Origin of the sequence: Salipiger marinus, assembly GCF_900100085.1 — a bacterium.
GTDB lineage: Bacteria > Pseudomonadota > Alphaproteobacteria > Rhodobacterales > Rhodobacteraceae > Salipiger > Salipiger marinus.
The window spans coordinates 1-21,434 of sequence record NZ_FNEJ01000019.1 but is presented as its reverse complement, the minus strand read 5'-3'; the positions used below and the strand labels follow the sequence as shown (position 1 = coordinate 21,434).

The window sequence follows — 21,434 nt, the reverse complement described above, 5'->3', positions numbered from 1 at the left end:
GGAGAGCGGCGCGAACCGGCGCCCGGGGGAATGGGCCGGGGAAAAACGCTGCCCCCTTCGACGAAACAGAGACGACTCAGATCAACTGATGTCCAACAAGGAGAGATCCATGAAGCTCAAGACCCTCTTGCTCGGGGCTGCCGCTGGCGTTTCGCTGGCGCCCGCCGCCTTTGCAGAGCGTGGCTCAGACGGCCATGTGAACATCATCTACTGGCAGGCGCCGTCGATCATGACCCCCTTCCTGTCGGGCGGGACCAAGGACATCGAAGCCGCGTCGCTGGTGCTGGAGCCGCTGGGCCGCTACGACCAGACCGGCGCGCTGGTGCCCTATCTGGCCCAAGAAATCCCCACCGTGGAAAACGGCGGCGTGTCCGAGGATCTGACCCAGATCACGTGGAAGCTGAAAGAGGGCCTGCTGTGGTCCGATGGCACGCCCGTGACCTCGGCTGACGTGAAATTCACCGCCGATTACTGCATGGATCCCGAAGGCGGCTGCGCGCAGCTGGCGAAATTCTCCAACGTGGCCAGCATCGACACCCCCGATGATCTGACCGTGGTGGTCACCTTCGACAAGCCGATGCCGAACCCCTACGGCCCCTTCATGGGCAACCAGTCGCCCATCCTGCAGAAGGCGCAGTTCGAGCAGTGCAAGGGCGCCAACGCCTCCTCCTGCACCGAGGCCAACTTCAACCCGATCGGCACCGGCCCGTTCGTGGTGGACGAGTTCAAGCCTAATGACGTGATCTCGCTTTCCGCCAACCCGAATTACCGCGACCCGGCCAAGCCCGCCTTCGCGACCGCCACGCTGAAAGGCGGCGGCGATGCCGAATCCGCCGCCCGCGCCGTGCTGCAGACCGGCGAATTCGACTATGCGTGGAACCTGCAGCTGGCACCCGATGTCATCGCCTCCATGGCCGAAGGCGGCACCGGCGAGCCCATCACCGCGTTCGGCACGCTGGTCGAGCGGATCGAGATGAACATGACCGATCCCTCGCCCTCCCTGCCCGAGGGCGAGCGGTCCACCGTCGCTCATCCGCACCCGATCCTGTCGGATTTCAACGTGCGCAAGGCGCTGTCCATGGCGATCGACCGCGCGCTGCTGACCGAGATCGGCTATGGCGTCGCCGGTCGTCCGACCTGCAACCTCGTGCCCGCGCCCGAGCTTTACGCCTCTGAAACCAACACCGAATGCCTGACCCAAGACCTCGAAGGCGCCAAGGCGCTGCTGGAAGAGGCCGGCTGGACCGACAGCGACGGCGACGGCGTGCGTGAGAAGGACGGCATGAAGCTGTCGCTGCTCTACCAGTCCTCCACCAATGCCGTGCGTCAGGATTTCCAGGCGCTGATCAAGCAGTGGTGGGAAGAGATCGGCGTGGAAACCGAACTGCGCAACGTCGATTCGTCGGTGTTCTTCGGCGGGGATCCGGGTTCGCCCGACACCTTCCAGAAATTCTATGCCGACGTGGAAATGTACGCCAACAACTTCGACGGCACCGATCCGCAGTCCTACCTGTCCATGTATCGCTGCGGCAACGAGCCGAAGCCGTCCAGCCAGTGGCAGGGTGAGAACATCAACCGCTTCTGCAACGAGGAATATGACGCGCTGCTCGACGAGCTGGCCCAGACCGGCGAGCTGGAAAAGCGCGGAGAGATCGCGAAGCGGCTGAATGACATCATCACCAAGGAAACCATGACCATCGTGCCGCTGGTGGACCGGGGCCGCGTTTCCGCCAAGTCGAACACGCTGGGCGGTGTGGTGCTGAACACGTGGGACAGCGAACTCTGGAACGCTGCCGACTGGTATCGCATCGACGGCTGACGTCCTTCTGACACACCGGTCCCCGCGCCTGCGGGGGCCGGTTTTCTGGAAGGACAGCGCGTGACGGATTTCCTCCGGACCCCACCCGGCCACGACTTCGGGGCCTGCCGATCCGGCGGTCGCGGTTTCGCTTTTCGGCGCTGGCTGCCCCGCCCCTTCGGCCCTCTTACATCCGACAAGGACGATATGACGACCAGACCCTGCACCGCCTTGCGGCGACGTGGCAGGCCGCGGCATTTCCCGGCCTGCCCCCACCTTCACCCGCAGTCACCGGGGGGCACCCCATGCTGACCTTTGCCGTCCGCCGCCTTGTGCTGGCGATTCCCACGCTGTTTTTCATCAGCTTCGTGATCTTCATGCTGCTGCAGCTGGCGCCGGGGGATCCCATGGCGCAGGTGCCGCTGACCGTCCCGCCCGAGGTCAAGGAAAAGATGCGTCAGGCGCTGGGTCTGGGCGAACCGGTGCTGGTGCAGTACTGGAAATGGCTGGTGCAGGTGTTCTGGACCGAGCCCAAGATCTTCATCGACTGGCTGACCCGCGACAGCCTGCTGCTGGGCTGGCTGCCCGACACGCAGCTTTATCAGGGCGAATTGCGGGTGATCTCGTGGCAGACCCGCTCGCCAGTCATGGACATCGTGCTGCAGCGCCTGCCGCAGACGCTGTGGGTGGTGGGGCTTGCCTATGTGGTGGGGGTGCTGATCGCGCTGCCCATCGGCATCTATTCCGCCTACCGGCAGTATTCCGTCTTCGATCAGGCGGGCACCTTTGTCACGATGATCGGCTTTTCGATCCCGCCCTTCTTCACCGGGCCGCTGCTGATCGTGATCTTCTCGGTCTATCTGGGCTGGTTCCCGTCGATCTATGACACCACCCATGTCGTCAACGACTGGGCCAGCTTCAAGGTGCAGATCTATCAGATGGTGATGCCGGTCATGGTGCTGGCGCTGCAGACCACGGCGCAGCTGTCGCGCTACATGCGCGCCTCGATGCTGGACAACCTCAATCAGGATTACGTCCGCACCGCCCGCGCCAAGGGCCTGTCGGAGGCGGTGGTGGTCATGGTCCATGTGCTGCGCAATTCCATGATCCCGGTGGTCACGGTGATCGCGCTTGGCGTGCCTGCCATCTTCGGCGGCGCCATCATCACCGAAAACGTGTTCAAGGTGAACGGCATCGGCCAGCTGCTGCTGACCGCGCTCTTTGCCAATGACCTGCCCATGGTGATGACGCTGACCTTCATCTTCGCGATGCTGATCGTGCTCTTCAACCTGATCGCCGACATCCTCTACGGCCTTCTCGACCCGAGGATCCGCTATGACTGAACCCGTGCCCTCCTCCCCCGCTCCGATCGAGGCCCTTCGCGACAAGGGGCCGGACCGCCCGCCCCGGTCGCAGTGGCGCGATGTCTGGAGCCAGTTCCGCAAGCACAAGGGCGCCATGGTCGGGGCCGCCTTCCTGCTGATCATCACGCTGGGCGTGCTGTTCGGGCCATGGCTCTGGACGCTGGACCCGCAGCGGCTGGACATCCGCGCCAAGGACATGCGCCCCATCTACACAGCCCTCTGGGACAGCACCGCCAAGACCGGCTGGGGTCATCCGCTGGGCACTGACCAGCTGGGCCGCGACAACCTTTCGCAGCTGATCGCGGGGGGCCGCGCGTCCATGGCGGTAGGCTGGGCGGCGATGCTGCTGTCGCTGATCATCGGCACCGGCATCGGCGTCATGGCGGGCTATTTCCGCAAGGCGGATGGCGTGCTGATGCGGCTCACGGACCTGTTCCTGTCGCTGCCGATCCTGCCGCTGCTGCTGGTGGCGGTGACGCTGTTCCGCCAGCCGCTGCGCGCCAATTTCGGCCCTGAAGGCGGGATGTTCATCCTGATCGTGGCCGTGGTCGGCATCACCTCGTGGATGCCCACGGCACGGATCGTGCGCGGCGAAATCCTTGCGCTGAAGGAACGGGAATTTGTGCTGGCGGCGCGCTCCATCGGCACGCGGCCCTTCAAGATCATCCGCCGCCACCTGCTGCCCAACGTGCTGTCGCCGATCATGGTCTCGGCCACGCTGGGGCTCGCCACGGCGATCATCACCGAATCCGCGCTGTCCTTTCTGGGGGTGGGCTTTCCGTCGGACTTCCCGACATGGGGCAAGATGCTGGCCGATGCCGTCGCCCGGATGGAGGATTTCCCCGAACGCGTGCTGCTGCCGGGCATCGCCATCTCGCTGACCGTGCTGGGGGTGAATTACCTTGGCGACGGGCTGCGCGACGCGCTGGACCCAAGAATCCGCGGGCGCTGAAAAATAGGAACGCGCGCATCGCAGGCACGGGCGGGGGACGGACCATCCCCCGCCCGTTCCGCATCCGGCGGAACAGCGGTTCGCCCCAAAGGCAGGCAGGCGGGAAATCCTTCGCCCCGCCCCCCTTGCCAAGCCGCACAGGCTCGGCCATCTGGTCCGGTGTTCCAGACCCCGGAGGATGCGCCATGTTCGAAACCCTTGGCTTTCAGTCGCTGACAGCGCCGCAGGTTGCGGTGGGCTTTGGCGTGGGGCTTGGCCTGCTGTTTGGCCTGCTGGCGGAACGCACCGCCTTCTGTTTCCGCCGCGCGCTGGTGGGCGAGGACGCCCCGCAGGCCCGTGGCGTCTGGCTCGCGGGCTTTGCCGCGGCCCTGCTCGGCACGCAGGCGGCGGTGGCTCTGGGCTGGATCAGCTTCGACGATCACCGCTTTTACGCGCAGGCCCTGCCGGTGGCGGCCATCCTTGCGGGCGGGCTGATGTTTGGCGCGGGCATGGTGCTGACGCGGGGCTGCATCTCGCGGCTGACCGTGCTCACCGGCTCGGGCAACCTGCGCGCGCTGACCGTGGTGCTGGTCTTTGCCGTCACCGCCCATGCCACGCTGAAGGGCCTGCTGGCGCCGCTGCGCACCACGCTGGGCGGCGTCACGCTGGATCTGGGCACGCTCACCGGCTTTGCCGCCCTGCCCGGCGGCCCGCTGGTCTGGACGGCGCTGCTGGCGGCGGGCGCGCTGGTGCTGGCGCTGCGCTCCGGCGCGCGGCCCGCGCTGCTGGTGCAGGCGGCGGCGCTGGGTCTGCTGGTGCCGCTGGGCTGGGTCGGCACCGGGCTGGTGCTGCAGGATGAATTCGACCCCATCGCGGTGGAAAGCCTCGCCTTCACCTCCAGCATGGCGGACAGCCTGTTCTGGGCCATCGCCGGCACTGCCGTGCCCGCGAATTTTGGCGCAGGTCTGGTGGGCGGCGTGCTGCTGGGGGCGCTCGGCTCCGCGCTGGTCAGCCGCCGGTTCCAGTGGCAAAGCTTCTCCTCCCCGCGTGAGACCGGACGCTATCTGGCGGGTGCGGTGCTGATGGGCGCGGGTGGCGTTCTGGCCGGGGGCTGCACCGTGGGTGCGGGCCTGTCGGGCACCGCCACCCTGTCCTTCGCTGCCTTTCTGGCGCTGGCGGCCATCGCTGCGGGGGGCTTGGGAATGGCGGCCCTGCTGCAGATCCGGCCCGCCCTGCAGCCCGCAGAATAGATCACGAAAAAATCTCGTATTTCCGGGAACCTGCGGGTCTGTTCCCGCGTTTACGGGGAAATGTGGCAGCGTGCCCCGGCTTTTTGCCGGGGTTTTGTCACGATGCCGCAAGACAGGGAAACGACCAGATCACGCCGACCACCATCGCCCCGACCGCCTGCCCGCCTGCCCCCGCAGCAGAGAGCTTCCGTCACCTCCTTCGCCGCAGCACCGCCCGCGACCATGATCGCGTCGAGAAGCTGTTTGCCCCGATGCTGGCGGATCCGGTCCGCCATCTGGACCGCTTTCTGCAGGCGCAGGCCGCAGGCTTCGCCGCGCTGAGACAGGCCGCGCCCGATCTGCCCGGCGGATCGGTGCTGCCGCAGGTGCTGGACGTGCTGCAGGCCGACTGTGCCGCGCGCGGGCTCGCTGTGCCCCGCCTTGCCGCGCCCCACCGGCTGGACCCGCTTGCGGCAGAGTATATCGCGACCGGATCCCGGCTGGGCACGGAGGTGCTGCGGCGACGGCTGACCGAGGCGGGCCATGCCCCGCTGCCCCGCTCTTTCACCGCCACGCAGGCCCCGGCAGAGTGGCGCGCGCTCTGCACCCTGCTCGACGGCATCGACCCCGCCAGCCCCCGCGCCGCCCGGATCTGCGCCGATGCGCGGCGCGCCTTCCAGATCTTCGCGCTGGCCGCGCAGGCCCCCCCAGCGGCATCTCCCCCGCGGCAAGCCCCGCCGCGCCCCGCCCAGACACGGAAAGACCTTCTTCTTGGCTGACACGTTTTCCCCCGAAACCGGCACGGCGCCCGTCGACCTGACCAATTGCGACCGTGAACCGATCCACCAGCTGGGCCGCGTGCAATCCTATGGCGCGCTGCTGGCGGTGTCGCAGGACTGGATCGTGCAGCACTGTTCGGAAAACGCAGCCGGACTGCTTGGCCTGCCCGAAGACAGCCTGCTGGGCCGTCCGCTGTCGGATCTGATCGTCAGCGACGGGTTCGAGCGGCTGCGCAGCAACCTGCGCGCCGCCGGACAGCAGGACGGCACCACGCGGCTTTTTGACGTGGTGCTGACCGCGCGGGGACAGGGCTTTGACGTGTCGATGCATTACAGCGGCGCGCATCTGATCGTGGAGCTGGAGCCGAAGACCCCGCGCCGCGGCGGCGACGTGATGAGCGAGGTCTATCCGCATATCCGCGCCCTGCCCCCGGAGGCGGGTCTCGCCGATCTTGCCCGCGAGGCGGCGCGCGGCCTGCGCGCGCTGTCGGGCTTTGACAGCGTGATGGTCTATGAATTCCAGCCCGACCAGTCGGGCCGGGTGATCGCCGAAGACCGCGCCGACCGCGGCCCGCGCTACATGGGCCAGCGCTTTCCGGCCTCGGACATTCCCGCGCAGGCCCGCGCGCTTTATGCCCGGGCGCTGCTGCGGCTGATCGCCGATACCGAAGATCCGGGCGCCGCCATCCTGCCGCCGCAGACCGTGACCGGGGCGCCGCTCGACCTGTCGCTGTCGGTGACGCGGGCGGTCTCGCCCATCCATATCGAATATCTGCGCAACATGGGGGTGCGCGCCTCGATGTCGGTGTCGATCATGCGCGACGGCGAGCTGTGGGGGCTCTTTGCCTGCCACCATGACAGCCCGCGCTACATCGATTTCGAACGCCGCACCGCCATAGAGATGTTCGCCCATCTCTTCGCCTATGAACTGGGCCGCCATCTGGAGCGGCAGAAGGCCAAGGCGCAGGCCGACATGGCGCAGCTGCAGAGCCGTCTCATGGCGCATATGGCCAATGGCGCGGCCCTGCCCGAAACGCTGCTGTCGGTGTCCGACGACCTGCGCGCCGTGATCCCGCATGACGGCATGGTGCTGTTCACCGACGGCCATGTGCATGCCACCGGCGACACCCCCACCGAAGAAGAATTCCGCGCCCTTGCCCGCGTCTTCGACCGCAGCATCGGCTCGGGCGTCTTCGCCTCGGAACATCTTGCCGAGGTGCATCCCCCCGCCGCGGATTACGCCGGACGCTGCGCGGGGGTGCTTGCGATCCCGATCTCGCGCCGCCCGCGCGATTACATTGCCCTCTGCCGCCGCGAACAGGTGACCACGGTGGACTGGGCGGGCGATCCCGCCAAACCCGCGACGCTCGGCCCCAACGGTGTGCGGCTGACCCCGCGCAAAAGCTTCGAAGTCTGGCAGGAAACCGTGCGCGGCCGTTCCGCGCCATGGTCCCCCCATGCCCGCCATGCCGCCGACCTGCTGCGCACCGTGCTGCTGGAGATCTTCCTCAAGATCACCGATGCCGCCTCCGAAGAACGCCGCCATGCCCAGCAGCAGCAGCAGCTTCTGATCTCGGAACTGAACCACCGGGTGCGCAATATCCTGAACCTGATGCGCGGGCTGGTGGCGCAGACCAAAAGCAGCGCGCGCAGCCTTGGCGAATTCACCGCGAACCTAGACGGGCGCATCCAGTCGCTGGCCCGCGCCCATGACCAGCTGACCGCCGAACGCTGGGAGCCCGCCTCGCTGAAATCGCTGATCACCTGCGAGTTTGACGCCTATGCCCAGCCCGGCGCAAGACGGCTGCGCATCGACGGGCCCGATGCGCTGATCGGCCCCAATGCCTACACGGCGCTGGCGCTGGTGCTGCACGAGATGACCACTAATTCGGTCAAATACGGCGCGCTCTGCGACAATTCGGGATCGGTGCGGATCACCCTCTCCGAAGACAGGGGCGGCGCGCTGGAGATCCGCTGGGTGGAACGCGGCGGCCCGCCGGTAAGCCCGCCCAGACGGCGCGGCTTCGGCACCACGATCATCGAAACCTCGATCCCGCACGAGCTGAAAGGCGACGCGCAGGTGGATTATCACGTCACCGGGCTCGAGGCCCGCTTCCGCATCCCGCCCGCCCATGTCACGGCCTTCCTGCCCGAGGACCAGCAGCCCGCCGCAGCCCCCCAAGCAAGGGCCCCCCGCGCCCCTGCGGCTCTGGAGGGGCGCGGTCTTGTGGTCGAGGACAGCCTGATCATCGCGCTTGACGCGCAGAGCACGCTGGAAGCGGCAGGCGCCTCCGAGGTCACCATCTGCGCCTCGGTCTCCGAAGCGCTGGCGACCATCGCCGCCGGACCGCCGGATTTTGCGCTGCTCGACGTCAATCTGGGCAAGGAACAGTCGGTGCCGGTGGCGGAACGGCTGGCGGAACTGGGCATCCCCTTCGTCGTCGCCACCGGCTATGGCGAGGCGCAGGAGATCATCGCGGCCTACCCGCCCTGCGAGATCGTGCAGAAACCATTTTCGGAACACAGCCTCGCCGAGGCCTTCCGCAAGGCGCTCGACCGTCAGAGCTGACCCGAAAAAAAGGGGCGGGCGCGCGGCCCTGCCCCTTCATCTTGCCCCTAAACTCCGGGGGTGAATGCGGCAAAGCCGCAGAGGGGGCAGCGCCCCCTCCCTTGGGAGCGGGCTCAGCCCTTCTTGCCCAGATGCTTCTTCAGCGCGCCGGCATTGCGTTCGCGGCGGCCCTTGTAGGGGTTCTTGTCGCCCTGCCCGCGCAGCACCAGCCGGATCGGCGTGCCGGGCATGTCGAAGCTCTCGCGCAGGCCGTTGACCAGATAGCGCGAATAGCTGTCCGGCATGTCCTCGGGGCGCGAGCACATCACCACAAAATGCGGCGGGCGGGTCTTGGCCTGCGTCATGTAGCGCAGCTTGATGCGGCGGCCCTGCGGCGCGGGCGGCGGGTGCGAGGACACCATCGCCTCCAGCCAGCGGTTGAGCTGCCCGGTGGTGACGCGGCGGTTCCACACTTCCCACGCCTTCATGATCGCGGCCTGCAGCCGGTCCAGCCCGCGCCCGGTCTTGGCCGAAACCGTGACCAGCGGCGCGCCGCGCAGCTGCGGCAGCAGCCGGTCGAAGGCCTCCTTGAGATCGCGCAGCTTTTCCTGCTTGTTGTCTTCCACATCCCATTTGTTGACCGCGACCACCACGGCGCGGCCCTCGCGTTCGGCGAGGTCTGCGATTCGCAGATCCTGCTGTTCAAAGGGGATGGCCGCGTCGAGCAGCACCACCACGACCTCGGCGAATTTCACCGCGCGCAGCCCGTCGGAGACCGAGAGCTTTTCCAGCTTTTCCTGAATCTTGGCGCGCTTGCGCATGCCTGCGGTGTCAAAGACCCGCATCGGCACGCCTTCCCAGTCCAGCCGGACCGAGATGGCATCGCGGGTGATGCCCGCCTCGGGGCCGGTCAGCAGCCGTTCCTCGCCCAGAATGGCGTTGATCAGCGTGGACTTGCCCGCATTGGGCCGCCCCACCACCGCGATCTGCAGCGGCTTGCTGGCGGTGGGCAGGACCAGCTTGGCCTCCTCGCCCTCGGCGAGTTCGCCATCGGTGTCCAGGTCCACCTCGGTTTCCGGGGCCTCGGCCTCGGCGCGTTCGTCAAAGGCATCGGCCAGCGGCTGCAGCATGGCGTAAAGTTCGGGCATGCCCTCGCCATGTTCCGCCGAAATCCGCACCGGTTCGCCCAAGCCCAGCCCGTAAGCCTCCAGCACGCCCGCATCGGCGGCGGAGCCTTCGCCCTTGTTGGCGGCAAGGATCACATGGGCGGCGCGCTTGCGCAGGATTTCCGCAAAAATCTCGTCGGTGGGGGTCACGCCCACCCGCGCGTCGATCATGAAGAGGCAGATATCGGCCATGTCCACCGCGCGCTCGGTGAGCTTGCGCATCCGGCCCTGCAGGCTTTCGTCGGTGGCCTCTTCCAGACCCGCCGTGTCGATCACGGTGAACCGCAGATCCCCCAGCCGCGCCTCGCCTTCGCGCAGGTCGCGGGTCACGCCGGGCTGGTCATCGACCAGCGCCAGCCGTCGGCCCACAAGACGGTTGAACAGCGTGGACTTGCCCACATTGGGGCGGCCGACGATGGCAAGGGAGAAGGACATCAGCTGCGCTCCATGATTCCAAGCGGGTCGAGTAGCGCATTTTGCGCCAAGGCGAAAGGGCCGACCGGCGATGCGGTCGGCCCTTTCGGGTCCGGAGGGGGGCCGCCCGCTGCCGCTGCTGCGGCGGGGCGGGCAGTGCGGGGGCGCTGCCCCCGTCCCCTTGCGGGGACTCCCCCGGGATATTTGCAGCCGATGGACGCGCCGGAGCGGTCCGGGCGGCAGCGTTACTTCAGGTCGTCCGGCAGCAGCGCGTCGGGCAGGTTCTGGTAGCTGACCGGGCGCAGGAAGCGGCGGATCGACATGGTGCCCACGGAGGTGGCGCCGAAATTGGTCGAGGCGGGGTAAGGTCCGCCATGGACCATTGCATCGCTGACCTCGACCCCAGTCGGGAAGCCGTTGACCAGCACGCGGCCTGCCTTGCGTTCGAGCACCGGCATCAGGCGCTGTGCCAGCGCGGTGTCCCCCTCGTCCATGTGGATCGTCGCGGTCAGCTGGCCTTCGAAGCCGCGGGCCAGCGTTTCCATCTCGTCCGCGCCGGAGACGCGCACCACCAGACCCAGCGGGCCGAACACCTCTTCGCCCAGCGCGTGATCCTGCAGGTAGTTGGAGGCATCGGTCTGGTAGAGGTTGGGGGCGGCGTTGCGGCCTTCGCTGTCGGTGGTCAGCACCGGCTCCACGGCATTGCGCCCGTCAAAGCGCGCCTTGCCGTCCTTGTAGGCCTTGGCGATGCCGTCGGTCAGCATGACCTGCGGTGCGGCGCCTTTCAGGGCTTCGGCGGCGGCGGCGACAAAGGCGTCGCCCTCGGGGCCGGTCTGGACCACGGCGATGCCGGGATTGGTGCAGAACTGGCCCGCGCCCATGGTGAGCGAGCCTGCCCAGCCCTTGCCGATGTCGGACCCGCGGGCCTTGACCGCTTCGGGCAGCAGGAACATCGGGTTGACCGAGCCCAGTTCGCCGAAGAAGGGGATGGGTTCGGGGCGCTGCGCGCAGAGATCGAACAGCGCGCGGCCACCGCCAAGCGAGCCGGTGAAGCCCACGGCCTTGATCAGCGGGTGCTGGACCAGTGCCTGACCGACATCGCGCTTGCCGCCCTGGATCAGGCTGAACACGCCCTTGGGCATGCCGCAGCTTTCGATGGCGGCGTGCACGGCTTCGGCGACGATCTCGCCGGTGCCGGGATGGGCGGAATGGCCCTTGACCACAACCGGGCAGCCTGCGGCCAGCGCTGCGGCGGTGTCACCGCCTGCGGTGGAGAAGGCGAGCGGGAAGTTCGAGGCGCCGAAGACCGCGATCGGGCCGATCGGGCGCTGCACCAGCTTGATGTCCGGGCGCGGCAGCGGCTGACGGTCGGGCAGCGCGCTGTCATGACGGCGGTCCAGATGATCGCCCTTCAGGATATGTTCTGCAAAAAGCCGCAGCTGGCCGGTGGTGCGGCCGCGTTCGCCGTTCAGGCGGCCTTCGGGCAGGCCGGTTTCCTGCGTGCCGATCTCGGTGATCTGGGCGGCGCGGGCTTCGATCTCGTCGGCGATGGCGTGCAGGAATTTGGCGCGCGCCTCGCGCGTGGTGTAGCCATAGGTCCAGAATGCCTCTTCCGCGGCGCGGCAGGCTTCATCGACCAGCGCCGGGGTGCCCACGGAAAACTGATGCACCGGACCATGCGCCGGTTCGGAGGCGAAGGTCGTGTCGCCCGCGACCCATGCGCCAGCGATCAGATGTTTGCCATGAGGGGTGAAAACGGGTTGGTCGGACATGTGGTCGTATTCCTTTCGCTTGTGGCGGACCCGGACCGGAGCCCGGGGGATTCGAAAAATGGTATACCAGAGGCGAAGCCCGTGCCGTCAAGGCATGATGGGCCCGCAGCGGGGTTTTCGGCCTCTCTCGGGCCGGACCGGGATGGCGGCTCCCGCTGGGGAGCCGCCATCCGGATGCACGCATGCGCAGGGACAGGCCGCTGGTGAGTTGCGCCCCGGTCACCAGCCGGGGCATGTCACGCGATCAGCGCGAATCCTCGTCCCCCCGGTCGGCGTCGGTCAGCGCCAGAATAAGGATCGCGATGACGATGAGAGCGGCCAGCCCCACGATAAAGATATCGACGGACATGGCTGTCTCCCTTTGCAGTCACAGCAGGAACGCCGCCGGGGCAAGGGCAGTTCCGGAACCATTTCCCGCATTGCCCGGTTGGATTAGACAAATCGAGGAAGGGGCGGATCTATGCTTATCAGTCTGACGGACTTGCTGTCGTGGCGCGTACGCGCGGGAGAGCGGCGGCTTGCGCTGCACGACCTGCTGTTCGAGGCCGAAACGCGCAGGCTGGTCTATGTCATGGTGGAACCTGCGGGGCTGGCCCCCGGCGACCGCGTGCTGATCGCGGCCTCGGCGCTTGGGGTGCCCGAGGCGGAGGCGCAGGAGATGCCGCTGCACCTGCGCGAGGACGAGCTGGACCGTGCGCCCCGCTGTGGCGGCGGCCATGACGAGATGGTGGCGATGCTGGCCGCGATGCCCCCCATGGTGATCGGGCCGTTTGGCGCGCCCTCTGCGCCGCTGCTGATGCCCGAGCATGAACGCCCCGGCGAGGACGAGCCCGATCCGCGCGCACAGGCGGCGCTGGCGCGCTATGACCGGCTGGGCGACTGGCTGGGCCATCCGGTCTTTGCCCGCGACGGCGAGGCGGGCACGGTGTCGGATCTGCTTTATGATCCGGTGGCGGGCGAGCTGACCCATATCGTCGTCGACAATGGCAAGCTTTTTGGCCACCGCCAGCGCGCCGTGCCGATGTTCGAACTGGTGACGCGCGCCGAGGCGGAGCGGGGCGGCCATGTGGTGCTGGATGTGACACTGGCGGGTCTGGAGACCGCGCCGCTGGCCAGCGACATGCTGACGCCCGAGTGATCCACAGCGCGGCGTTGCGCGGCCCCGCTAGCCGCGCGGCTCTGCCGCCATCGCCTCTGCCGCGTCCATCTGGCTGGCGCGGCTCTGGCGGGCGCGCGCCGCCGCGACCAGCGCGCGGAACAGGCGCCGGTGGGCGCGGCGGTAGACCAGATATTCCGGATGCCACTGCACCCCCAGCGCGAAGGGGTCGCTCATCCGTTCCACCGCCTGCACCATGCCGCCCTCGTCGCGGGCGGCGATGCGCAGATCCTTGCCCAGATCATCCACCGCCTGCGAATGCAGCGCGTTCACGTTCAGGCAGATCGCCCGCGTGGTGCGCGCCAGCAGCGTGCCCCGCGTCACGTCCACCCGTTTGCGCGGCAGCACCGTGTTGAACTTGCGCGAGGGGTGCACGGCATAGGCATCGGCATGCAGCGTGCCGCCCAGCACCACGTTCAGCATCTGCGCGCCGCGGCAGATGCCGAGGATCGGCAGGCCCCGGTCAAAGGCGCCGCGCAGCACCTCCTGTTCCAGATCGTCGCGGGCGGGGTCAAGCCGCACCCCCACCGACAGCTCGCCGCCGTAGAGCGTGGGCGTGATGTCATCGCCGCCGCCGATCACGACGCCATCCACATCATCCAGATCGACGGCGCGGTGGCCCGCCTGCCAGCGCAGCGCCCGCCCCCCGGCCAGCCAGACCGCCAGCGCCATGAAAGGAAAGACCCGCCAGCCCGAGCGGCGGGACACCGTGACCCCGATCCTTGGCTTCACAGGCCCGCGCCCTCCAGAAGCCCGCCCGACCGCCATGCCCAGTCCGCCCGGATCGAGGTCAGCGAGGCGCGGTGATCGCGCCATGCCTCCTTGAGCCGCTCCAGCAGGTCGGGGTTTTCCGCCACCTGTTCCACCAGAACCCAGCGGTTCCATTCCAGCGCCAGCGACCAGTCCGGCTCGTCGATGCGGCAGTCGGGCAGGCGCCAGTGATAGGTGGGCCGGGGCGAGATCAGTTCCATGTCCATGCTGCGCGCGACGCGGGGCCGGTCAATCTCGGCAAAGATGCACATCATGTCCAGCCCGTGATTCCGGGTGGGCGCCAGCCGCAGATAGGTGTCCATCAGCGCCGTCATGTCGGCGGGGGCATCGCGCGCCGCCAGCCGGTCCACCAGCGTGCGCGGATAGGGATCGACCCATGTCATCAGCCGCCGCGCCAGATCGGTGCCGGTGCGGCGGCGCAGGTGATCCTCGATCAGCGCATGGGCGGTGAGCACCGGCGCCACATCGGCAAAGTCCAGCGACACCACCTCGGGATTGAAATGCAGCCCGAAGCCCGACAGCATCCCCGCCCCGGTGCCCTCGGCCCCGGCCTCGCGCAGCGCCGCCATCGCCTCGTCCAGCGGTGCCAGATCATCGACCTGCAGCGGATCGCTGACGATTTCCACCGGCACCACGGCGCGGGCCAGATCGCGGATATGGTTGCCCAGCCCGTCATGATGCAGCGCCTCCAGCGGGCGGCTGTCCAGATAGACCTCGAACCCGCCCAGACGGCTGTCCTCGACCAGCCAGCGACCGGGACGCTGTTCATGGGCACGCCCGCCCAGCACCTCGGTCAGGATGCCCGCCACCTGCTCTTCGGTCAGGCCGGAAAACTCCACCTCCACCCCGACGCGGCGGGGCTTGCCCGCAGCGGTCATCGGGCGCGGCAGGGGCAGCGGCCTTGTGTCGGGCGCAAGGTCAGAAATTGGGGACATTGGGCACCTTGTCGGGAACGCTTGGGTCGGGGATGAATTCTTCCAGCGCGAAGCGGATCGCCACGCGGTAGCCGTCGGCCACCGGCCCCTGCTCCAGCTGGCCGCCGAGCTGCATCGCAAAGGCCTGCATCAGCTTGGAGCCGAGCCCCGCCGGTTCGCCGTCAAACCGCCGCTCCTGCGCCACGGCTTCGGAATCGCCGGTATTGACCACCTCCAGCAGCGCGCGCCGCCCCGGTTCGCGGCGCAGCACCACACGCACGGCGATGCGGCCATCGGCGCCGGGACCGGCATATTTGGTGGCATTGGTCAGCGCCTCGGCGGTCAGCAGCGACAGCGGCACCGCCTGATCGGGCACGGCCTCGATATCCTCCGCCTCGACGCTGACATCGGTGTCGGAATTGGCCACCTGACTCATCTGCGCCACCATGTCCTTGAGCAGCACGCCCGCGTTCACATGGCCCAGATCCTCGGTCTGGTAGAGGTTGCGGTGGATGGTGGCCAGACTGCGCACGCGGTCCTGCAGCCGGTGCAGGATGGCGCGGGTCTCGTCGTTGCGGGACTGGCGGATCTGCATGTTCATGATCGAGGAGATCAGCTGGAGGTTGTTCTTCACCCGGTGGTGCACCTCCTTCAGCAGGATGGTCTTTTCACGCAGGGCATTTTCCTGGAGCGCCTCGTCGCGCAGGATCGCATCGGCCATGTCGAGAAAGTCATCCTCCATGTCCGCCAGTTCGGCAGGCATGGCGCCATCCCGCGCATCGGGCACGCGGCGCGACAGGGCAAAGGCGCGCATCCGCCGCGACAGCCGGTGAATGTGGCGGATCACCAGCCGGTTGACCGCCAGAAACGCCACCACGACCGAGGCCGCCCACATCAGCAGCGGCAGCGCCACTGCCACCATCGCCAGCCCGCCGACGCTGATCGCCTGCGCCTCGGCGTTCTGCGGGCTCCAGATCCCCAGCGCGTGGATCATCCCCGGCACCAACGGCGCAGAGGCATAGACGCGGGTCTCGCCATCGGCGCTGCGTGCGGCAAAGCTCTGCGGCTTGGCGCCGATCAGGCTTTGCAGATCCAGATCGGCGGGCAGCAAATCCTCGACCTGCGCGAACTCGTCGCGCGCCGACAGGATCTCGCCGTTTTCATTGATGGTGATAAGCTCTTCGAAATCGGCGGGGACCTCGGTGTTCTGCCCGCGCGGCAGCAGCGTCGAGGGCACCGACAGCAGCACGTGCCCCGCCAGCGCGCCGGACAGGAAAAACGGCTGCGCCACCACGATGACCGACCGCCCGCTCATCGGGCCCTGCGGGTTGAGCCATGCCGTGGCGCCCGGTGTGTCCACCAGCTGCGCAAGGCGGGGATAATCCTCGATCCGCATCTCGATGGCCATGGAATTGCACACGATGGTGCCGTCCCGCGTCATGATCGCGGCAAAGCTGTAACCCGGAGAGGCGGTCAGATAGCTGGCCAGACGGCGCGAACAGTCAGCGCGGTCGCCCAGCGACTGGCCCAAGGTCGCGCCAATGGCCTGCGCGCCGCCCTGCGCGCGCAGAATCGTCTCGCGCTCGCCAAGGGCCGCCGTCTCGGTCAGCGCCACAAGGCTCAGCTGCGACCGCAGACGGGTTTCCTCTGCAAGTTTGGTTGTCTGGAAATAGGCAACGACCCCGATCGGCACCAGCGCCAGAGAAAGAAACAGGATGATCCGCGCGGCCAGCCCGGTAGGCCTTAGCCGCCACACCCCAGCGGTCCCGGTCATGACACCCTTTCTTGTTCTCCGGCTCTGATGGTCGGTCGCCGCATCGCGGCGTCCGGCCCGTCGTTCTGTTCCGCGCATCGCGGCACCCCTTCCGGCGTTCCCTGTCTTACGCCGGGCAGTGCTGTCTCAACCCAAGGCGCCGGCCCGCGACCCGGACACAACCGCCATGGTTGCCTGATCCGTCATCTCAAGCTCGTCGTTTTCGTCAAGCTGCAAGAGCTCGCTCAGTCTGGCCCGCGCCCGGTTGACGCGGCTCTTGATGGTGCCGACCGCCACTCCGCAGGTTTCCGCAGCTTCTTCGTAAGAGAAACCCTGCGCCCCCACAAGAATTAGCGCCTCGCGCTGTTCATCCGACAGCAGGATGAAGGCGCGGCGGAAATCGGCCATCTGCAGCCGCCCGTCATGGGCAGGCTTCTCCGACAGGCTTTCGGTGAACACGCCCTCGGAATCAGACACCTCGCGCCCTGCCTTGCGCCGGTTCGAGTAGTAGGTGTTTCGCAGGATGGTGAACAGCCATGCCCGCATGTTCGTGCCCTGCTCGAAGGTGCCGATCTTGGTCCATGCCTTGACCAGCGTGTCCTGCACCATGTCATCGGCCAAGGCGCCGTTGCGGGTCAGCGAAAAGGAAAATGCGCGCAGGGCCGGCAGGTGTTCCACGATTTCATCGCGGGGATCGGCGCTCATGCCACATCCTCGCCCTTGCCAGCCGCGTCGGGCGCGGGGGCCTCGTCCTGAGACTTCAGTTGCGAGATGAGGTCAAGAAAGCGGTCTGGCACCTTCTCGTCGAGCATGTCCTGGTACACACGCCGAAGGTTTTCATCTATGACTTCCGCTTCCTTGGGATTTCTCCGTGAATGGGGCATTTTATTCTGGTCGATCCTTGGCTCTGGGGTGCGCGTCCGCGCACTTTTCTTTGTATATCTCTTGTTGTCGCGGAACCAATGCGCAGATCTGGCGTTGGGTTCCCGAAAAAAGCGAAAAAGGATGAATTCATGACACAGGGTGATTTGGGCCAGACCATCGGCGCCGCCCTTCCCTATCTGCGGCGCTACGCTCGGGCGCTGACCGGGAGCCAGACCACCGGCGACAATTACGCCGCCGCCACGCTTGAGGCGATTCTTGCCGATCGCGGGGCGATGTCGGAAGCGTCCGGGCCGAAGGTCGGTCTGTTTCGCGTCTTTCACGGCATCTGGGCCAGCACCGGCGCCCCCGTCGTCGACGAGGATTCGGGACCGCGCGCCGCGGCGCAGGCCCGGCTGGGCAAGCTGACCGCCAACAGCCGCGAAGCCCTGCTGCTGCACACGATCGAAGAGTTCACCCTGCCCGAAGTCGGAGAGATCATGCAGATCGGCAGCGACGAGGCCGGGCAGCTGGTGTCGCTGGCGCGGCAGGAAATGGCGGATGCGGTGTCTGGCCGCGTGCTCATCATCGAGGATGAGGCGATCATCGCCATGGATCTGGAAAGCATCGTCGCCGATCTGGGCCACCGGGTCACCGGCGTGGCGCGCACCCGGGACAAGGCGGTGGATCTGGCGCAGCGCGACATTCCCGATCTGGTGCTGGCCGACATCCAGCTTGCCGACAATTCCTCGGGCATCGACGCGGTGAACGACATTCTGGCCAGCATCGGCCACCGTCCGGTCATCTTCATCACCGCCTTCCCCGAACGTCTGCTGACCGGCGAACGTCCCGAACCGGCCTTCCTGATCTCCAAGCCCTATTCCGAAGATCAGGTGCGTTCTGCGGTCAGTCAGGCGATGTTCTTCTCCTCCACCGAGACGCTGAAGGCCTGACAGGCCGCTCTGCAATGGATCAACGCCCCTTTCCGGATGGAGAGGGGCGTTTTTTATGCCCCATCCTGCGGGGAAGGAGGTGAGGGCCGGGGCGCATGGCGCGCTCACCGGCCCGGCTGGACGGGTCACGCCCGACGCACCAGCCGCATGATCAGCGTCACCACGAACAGCACGAGGAAGATGAAGAACAGCACCTGTGCGATGCCTGCGGAGGCGGACGCGATGCCACCAAATCCGAACACGGCGGCGACGATGGCAACGATGAAGAAAAGAAGTGCCCAGTACAGCATGATAAGGTCCTTTTGTCAGAGAATGTAGGGTCAGACCACAGAGCGTGACGACCGCGGCCCCGCGATGAGCCAGATGATGAAGCCGAGGATCGGCAGCACGAGGATGAGCAGCACCCAAAGCACTTTTGCTCCCGTGCTGGCGCGCGACCCGATGACCGAGACAATCGCCCAGATGTCGAGCGCGAGGACAATGAGGCCCCCGATGCCTGCATATTCCATGGCAGGTTCTCCTTCGTTTCATATGGCGGGAAGCCGTGCCGCTCCGGCCCGGCGGGACAACCCGCCAGCCCCGCCGGGCCAGAGCCCCGCGCGATCCGTCTTCCTGTGATGTGGGCCCCGGCACCCATGGCACCGGCGTTCCTGTGTCAAGAACCCCCGAGCAGAAAAAAGGTTCCGTCCCCTGCCCGGGCCGCGCAAGCCGTTGCGGCGGCGGAGTTTCTTAACAATTAAGAATTGCGTGTCCGGCAGGGGCGACGCAGTCTGGACCCAACACGGAGGAAGGAGACCCCCATGCGCCTGCTGATCGCCGCGACCCTTGCCTTGACCACCACCCTGCCCGCCGCCGGTCTGGCCGATGACCACGGCCCGACCGAGGCGCAGGTCACCCAGATCATGACCCTGCTGGAGGGCATGGACTGCGAGATGGATGTTGATGACATCGAGATGGAGGAGGGCGGCGGCTTCGAGCTTGACGATGTCTACTGCGCCGATGGCCAGTATGACATGGATCTGGACGCCGCGATGACCGTCACCAACAAGCGCAAGGAATAACCGCAGATTCGGAACGGCAGTCCGTTTCTCCCGCCGTTTCCGTTGCCGGGACGCCGCCTGTTCTCCGCAGGCGGCGTTTCCATTTCTGCCGCCTTGGCCCTTGCCGGGAGCGGGCTGCCGCCGCAGAGTGGCGCGCGCAGGACAGGGGGAGTTTTGGCATGGACGAGGCACAGATCACCAACCGGCTGATGACGCTCTGGGGTGGCACCGGGCAGGACGCGACGCTGGAGGTGGCCGACATGGAGGCCGCAGGGCGCATCCGCAGCCGGATGCACCAGCTGCGCGCCGGGGCGGGCGACCGCGTCGCCGGGCGCAAGATCGGCTTTTCCAACCGCACGCTCTGGCCGCTTTACGGTGTCGACGGGCCAATCTGGAATTACGTCTGGGACAGCACCGTGATCGAGGCCGAGGCGGGCGTGGCGGAGATTCCGCTTCATGCCCTGCCCGAGCCCCGGATCGAGCCCGAGATTGTGCTGCATCTGGCCCGCGCCCCCGAACCCGGCATGAACGAGGCCGATCTGATGGGCTGCATCGACCGCATCGCCCATGGCTGCGAAATCGTGGTCTCGGTCTTTCCGGAGTGGCGGTTCAGCGCGGCGGGGGCGACCGCCGCCTATGGGCTGCACGGGCGGCTGGTGGTGGGGCCGTGGTTCGAAACCCACCGCAACCCGCAGGCGCTGGCGGCGCAGCTTTCGGATTTTGGCGTGGCGCTGCGCCGCGACGGCGCGCTGCTGGACAGCGGCCATGCGCGCAACGTGCTGGGCGGCCCGCTGAGCGCGCTCCGCCATCTGGTCGAGACGCTGGCGCAGGAGCCCGATCCCGCCCCGCTGCAGGCGGGCGAAATCATCAGCACCGGCACGCTGACCGACGCCCATCCGGTCCAGCCCGGCACGGTCTGGAGCACCGAATTTCAGGGGATCTCGCTGCCCGGGCTCGAGATCCGCTTCGTCTGACCTGTCGGCATCCGGCCCTTCGGGGCCGGTGCCCTGCCCCGGTCGCCGGGCCCATGCGCGGGTCGTTTCGCGGAACCGCTGCCGCCGCCTGAGTCGTTTGGCGCGGCTGGCAGCCGCAATCTGGTATACCATTGTATCCCGCATCATTTTGTCACACCCGCCGCGCGGCGGCCCGTGCCCCCATTCCCGTCATCGCTGAAAATCCCCCCTGTCCGCAGGCTATTGAATCCATGCGATATTCCGGGGCGATGCAAAGAAATTTGCACCATACGCGTTGATCCGGAAAATACTTTACAAATAAACCCTTATATTCCCGAGGGTTATTTCATTATTTTCGCTTCCCGGTATGATCCTTGCAGGGATGGAGATGTGCAGCCTGCGGCGCGCATCGCGAGATTTAAAACTGGGAGGTGTCCATGAAGGACGAGGTTCAATCCACCACGGGTGCGTTTGCCCCCTCGGCGGAATTTGTGTCGCGGGCGCATGTGGATGCGTCCGGGTATGAGGCGATGTATGCGCGGTCGCTGTCGGACCCCGAGGGGTTCTGGGCGGATCAGGCGGGGCGGCTGGACTGGGTCAGCGCGCCGACGAAGATCAAGAACACCTGCTTCGATTTTGGCGCAGTCTCGATCAAGTGGTACGAGGATGGCCTGCTGAACGTCGCCTATAACTGCGTCGACCGGCATCTGGCCACCCGCGCCGACCAGACCGCGATCCTGTTCGAGCCCGACAACCCCGAAGAACCGGCGCAGCACATCACTTATGCCCAGCTGTCGGACCGGGTGAACCGCATGGCCAATGTCCTGCTCAGCCAGGGGGTCATGCGCGGCGACCGCGTGGTGATCTATCTGCCGATGATCCCCGAAGCCGCCTATGCCATGCTGGCCTGCGCCCGCATCGGGGCGGTGCATTCCATCGTCTTTGCCGGGTTTTCCCCCGATGCGCTGGCCAACCGCATCAATGACTGCGGCGCCAAGCTGGTCATCACCGCCGACACCGCCCCGCGCGGCG

The 21,434-nt window shown here is 67.2% G+C and carries 20 protein-coding genes; 11 read left to right on the top strand and 9 right to left on the bottom strand.

Annotated elements, in window-relative coordinates; all coding sequences use genetic code 11:
* The first annotated feature begins 109 nt into the window (after positions 1-109).
* The 6 genes from BLR51_RS18820 to BLR51_RS18800 all read left to right on the top strand — a co-directional run bounded on the left by BLR51_RS18820 (position 110) and on the right by BLR51_RS18800 (position 8,670).
* On the top strand, positions 110-1,819 hold the full coding sequence (locus BLR51_RS18820; protein WP_089849869.1) for a peptide ABC transporter substrate-binding protein: 1,710 nt from the start codon (positions 110-112) through the stop codon (positions 1,817-1,819).
* A gap of 284 nt (positions 1,820-2,103) precedes the next feature.
* Complete coding sequence (locus tag BLR51_RS18815; protein ID WP_089849867.1) at positions 2,104-3,141, top strand: ABC transporter permease; 1,038 nt, start codon at positions 2,104-2,106, stop codon at positions 3,139-3,141.
* Positions 3,134-4,114 (top strand): ABC transporter permease, encoded by a 981-nt coding sequence (locus tag BLR51_RS18810; RefSeq protein WP_089849865.1) that lies wholly within the window; start codon positions 3,134-3,136, stop codon positions 4,112-4,114. The genes BLR51_RS18815 and BLR51_RS18810 overlap by 8 nt, the downstream gene beginning before the upstream one ends.
* 185 nt (positions 4,115-4,299) lie before the next feature.
* Entirely contained in the window at positions 4,300-5,343 is a 1,044-nt protein-coding gene (locus BLR51_RS18805; RefSeq protein ID WP_089849862.1) for a YeeE/YedE family protein, read from the top strand.
* Positions 5,344-5,426: 83 nt separating this feature from the next.
* Positions 5,427-6,101, top strand: a complete 675-nt coding sequence (locus tag BLR51_RS27465; RefSeq protein WP_131821842.1) for a heme oxygenase-like domain-containing protein — start codon at positions 5,427-5,429, stop codon at positions 6,099-6,101.
* Complete coding sequence (locus tag BLR51_RS18800) at positions 6,094-8,670, top strand: HWE histidine kinase domain-containing protein (protein ID WP_242656778.1); 2,577 nt, start codon at positions 6,094-6,096, stop codon at positions 8,668-8,670. The genes BLR51_RS27465 and BLR51_RS18800 overlap by 8 nt, the downstream gene beginning before the upstream one ends.
* 113 nt (positions 8,671-8,783) lie before the next feature.
* On the opposite strand, the gene der is transcribed toward BLR51_RS18800, so the two are convergent.
* Both der and BLR51_RS18790 read right to left on the bottom strand, forming a co-directional pair.
* Entirely contained in the window at positions 8,784-10,250 is a 1,467-nt protein-coding gene (gene der, locus BLR51_RS18795) for a ribosome biogenesis GTPase Der (RefSeq protein ID WP_089849859.1), read from the bottom strand.
* A gap of 224 nt (positions 10,251-10,474) precedes the next feature.
* Complete coding sequence (locus BLR51_RS18790) at positions 10,475-12,001, bottom strand: aldehyde dehydrogenase (NADP(+)) (RefSeq protein WP_089849857.1); 1,527 nt, start codon at positions 11,999-12,001, stop codon at positions 10,475-10,477.
* A 460-nt stretch (positions 12,002-12,461) separates the two neighbouring features.
* Here BLR51_RS18790 and BLR51_RS18785 point away from each other — a divergent pair, with 460 nt between their 5' ends.
* Positions 12,462-13,139 carry a PRC-barrel domain-containing protein gene (locus BLR51_RS18785; protein ID WP_089849855.1) on the top strand — a complete coding sequence of 226 codons (678 nt, stop codon included), beginning with the start codon at positions 12,462-12,464 and terminating at the stop codon, positions 13,137-13,139.
* A gap of 27 nt (positions 13,140-13,166) precedes the next feature.
* On the opposite strand, the gene BLR51_RS18780 is transcribed toward BLR51_RS18785, so the two are convergent.
* The 5 genes from BLR51_RS18780 to BLR51_RS18760 all read right to left on the bottom strand — a co-directional run bounded on the left by BLR51_RS18780 (position 13,167) and on the right by BLR51_RS18760 (position 17,479).
* Complete coding sequence (locus BLR51_RS18780) at positions 13,167-13,889, bottom strand: gamma-glutamyl-gamma-aminobutyrate hydrolase family protein (RefSeq protein ID WP_242656777.1); 723 nt, start codon at positions 13,887-13,889, stop codon at positions 13,167-13,169.
* Entirely contained in the window at positions 13,886-14,863 is a 978-nt protein-coding gene (locus tag BLR51_RS18775) for an amidoligase family protein (RefSeq protein WP_089849851.1), read from the bottom strand. The genes BLR51_RS18780 and BLR51_RS18775 overlap by 4 nt, the downstream gene beginning before the upstream one ends.
* Entirely contained in the window at positions 14,847-16,616 is a 1,770-nt protein-coding gene (locus BLR51_RS18770; RefSeq protein ID WP_089849849.1) for a sensor histidine kinase, read from the bottom strand. The genes BLR51_RS18775 and BLR51_RS18770 overlap by 17 nt, the downstream gene beginning before the upstream one ends.
* Positions 16,617-16,742: 126 nt before the next feature.
* Complete coding sequence (locus tag BLR51_RS18765; RefSeq protein ID WP_089849846.1) at positions 16,743-17,300, bottom strand: RNA polymerase sigma factor; 558 nt, start codon at positions 17,298-17,300, stop codon at positions 16,743-16,745.
* Complete coding sequence (locus tag BLR51_RS18760) at positions 17,297-17,479, bottom strand: NepR family anti-sigma factor (protein ID WP_089849844.1); 183 nt, start codon at positions 17,477-17,479, stop codon at positions 17,297-17,299. The genes BLR51_RS18765 and BLR51_RS18760 overlap by 4 nt, the downstream gene beginning before the upstream one ends.
* A 129-nt stretch (positions 17,480-17,608) precedes the next feature.
* On the opposite strand from BLR51_RS18760, the gene BLR51_RS18755 reads away from it, so the two are divergent.
* Entirely contained in the window at positions 17,609-18,409 is an 801-nt protein-coding gene (locus BLR51_RS18755) for a response regulator (protein WP_089849841.1), read from the top strand.
* Between the two features lie 125 nt (positions 18,410-18,534).
* Here BLR51_RS18755 and BLR51_RS18750 read toward each other — a convergent pair whose 3' ends face one another.
* Both BLR51_RS18750 and BLR51_RS18745 read right to left on the bottom strand, forming a co-directional pair.
* Complete coding sequence (locus BLR51_RS18750) at positions 18,535-18,699, bottom strand: DUF1328 domain-containing protein (RefSeq protein WP_089849839.1); 165 nt, start codon at positions 18,697-18,699, stop codon at positions 18,535-18,537.
* Between the two features lie 30 nt (positions 18,700-18,729).
* Positions 18,730-18,918 (bottom strand): PLDc N-terminal domain-containing protein, encoded by a 189-nt coding sequence (locus tag BLR51_RS18745; RefSeq protein WP_089849835.1) that lies wholly within the window; start codon positions 18,916-18,918, stop codon positions 18,730-18,732.
* A 291-nt stretch (positions 18,919-19,209) separates the two neighbouring features.
* Here BLR51_RS18745 and BLR51_RS18740 point away from each other — a divergent pair, with 291 nt between their 5' ends.
* From BLR51_RS18740 to BLR51_RS18730, 3 genes are all read left to right on the top strand, one after another.
* The gene (locus BLR51_RS18740) at positions 19,210-19,470 is read left to right on the top strand and encodes a PepSY domain-containing protein (RefSeq protein WP_089849833.1); all 261 of its coding nucleotides are present in this window, start codon (positions 19,210-19,212) and stop codon (positions 19,468-19,470) included.
* A 158-nt stretch (positions 19,471-19,628) separates the two neighbouring features.
* Positions 19,629-20,423, top strand: a complete 795-nt coding sequence (locus BLR51_RS18735) for a 2-keto-4-pentenoate hydratase (RefSeq protein ID WP_089849831.1) — start codon at positions 19,629-19,631, stop codon at positions 20,421-20,423.
* Positions 20,424-20,839: 416 nt separating this feature from the next.
* Positions 20,840-21,434: AMP-binding protein (locus BLR51_RS18730; RefSeq protein WP_165616881.1), on the top strand; the 595-nt coding region annotated here is incomplete at its 3' end.

Coding starts and splice junctions, on each gene's coding strand:
- BLR51_RS18820 (WP_089849869.1), top strand. CDS start 110: ATGAAGCTCAAGACCCTCTTGCTCGGGGCTGCCGCTGGCGTTTCGCTG.
- BLR51_RS18815 (WP_089849867.1), top strand. CDS start 2,104: ATGCTGACCTTTGCCGTCCGCCGCCTTGTGCTGGCGATTCCCACGCTG.
- BLR51_RS18810 (WP_089849865.1), top strand. CDS start 3,134: ATGACTGAACCCGTGCCCTCCTCCCCCGCTCCGATCGAGGCCCTTCGC.
- BLR51_RS18805 (WP_089849862.1), top strand. CDS start 4,300: ATGTTCGAAACCCTTGGCTTTCAGTCGCTGACAGCGCCGCAGGTTGCG.
- der (WP_089849859.1), bottom strand. CDS start 10,250: ATGTCCTTCTCCCTTGCCATCGTCGGCCGCCCCAATGTGGGCAAGTCC.
- BLR51_RS18790 (WP_089849857.1), bottom strand. CDS start 12,001: ATGTCCGACCAACCCGTTTTCACCCCTCATGGCAAACATCTGATCGCT.
- BLR51_RS18785 (WP_089849855.1), top strand. CDS start 12,462: ATGCTTATCAGTCTGACGGACTTGCTGTCGTGGCGCGTACGCGCGGGA.
- BLR51_RS18775 (WP_089849851.1), bottom strand. CDS start 14,863: ATGTCCCCAATTTCTGACCTTGCGCCCGACACAAGGCCGCTGCCCCTG.
- BLR51_RS18770 (WP_089849849.1), bottom strand. CDS start 16,616: ATGACCGGGACCGCTGGGGTGTGGCGGCTAAGGCCTACCGGGCTGGCC.
- BLR51_RS18765 (WP_089849846.1), bottom strand. CDS start 17,300: ATGAGCGCCGATCCCCGCGATGAAATCGTGGAACACCTGCCGGCCCTG.
- BLR51_RS18760 (WP_089849844.1), bottom strand. CDS start 17,479: ATGCCCCATTCACGGAGAAATCCCAAGGAAGCGGAAGTCATAGATGAA.
- BLR51_RS18755 (WP_089849841.1), top strand. CDS start 17,609: ATGACACAGGGTGATTTGGGCCAGACCATCGGCGCCGCCCTTCCCTAT.
- BLR51_RS18750 (WP_089849839.1), bottom strand. CDS start 18,699: ATGCTGTACTGGGCACTTCTTTTCTTCATCGTTGCCATCGTCGCCGCC.
- BLR51_RS18745 (WP_089849835.1), bottom strand. CDS start 18,918: ATGGAATATGCAGGCATCGGGGGCCTCATTGTCCTCGCGCTCGACATC.
- BLR51_RS18740 (WP_089849833.1), top strand. CDS start 19,210: ATGCGCCTGCTGATCGCCGCGACCCTTGCCTTGACCACCACCCTGCCC.
- BLR51_RS18735 (WP_089849831.1), top strand. CDS start 19,629: ATGGACGAGGCACAGATCACCAACCGGCTGATGACGCTCTGGGGTGGC.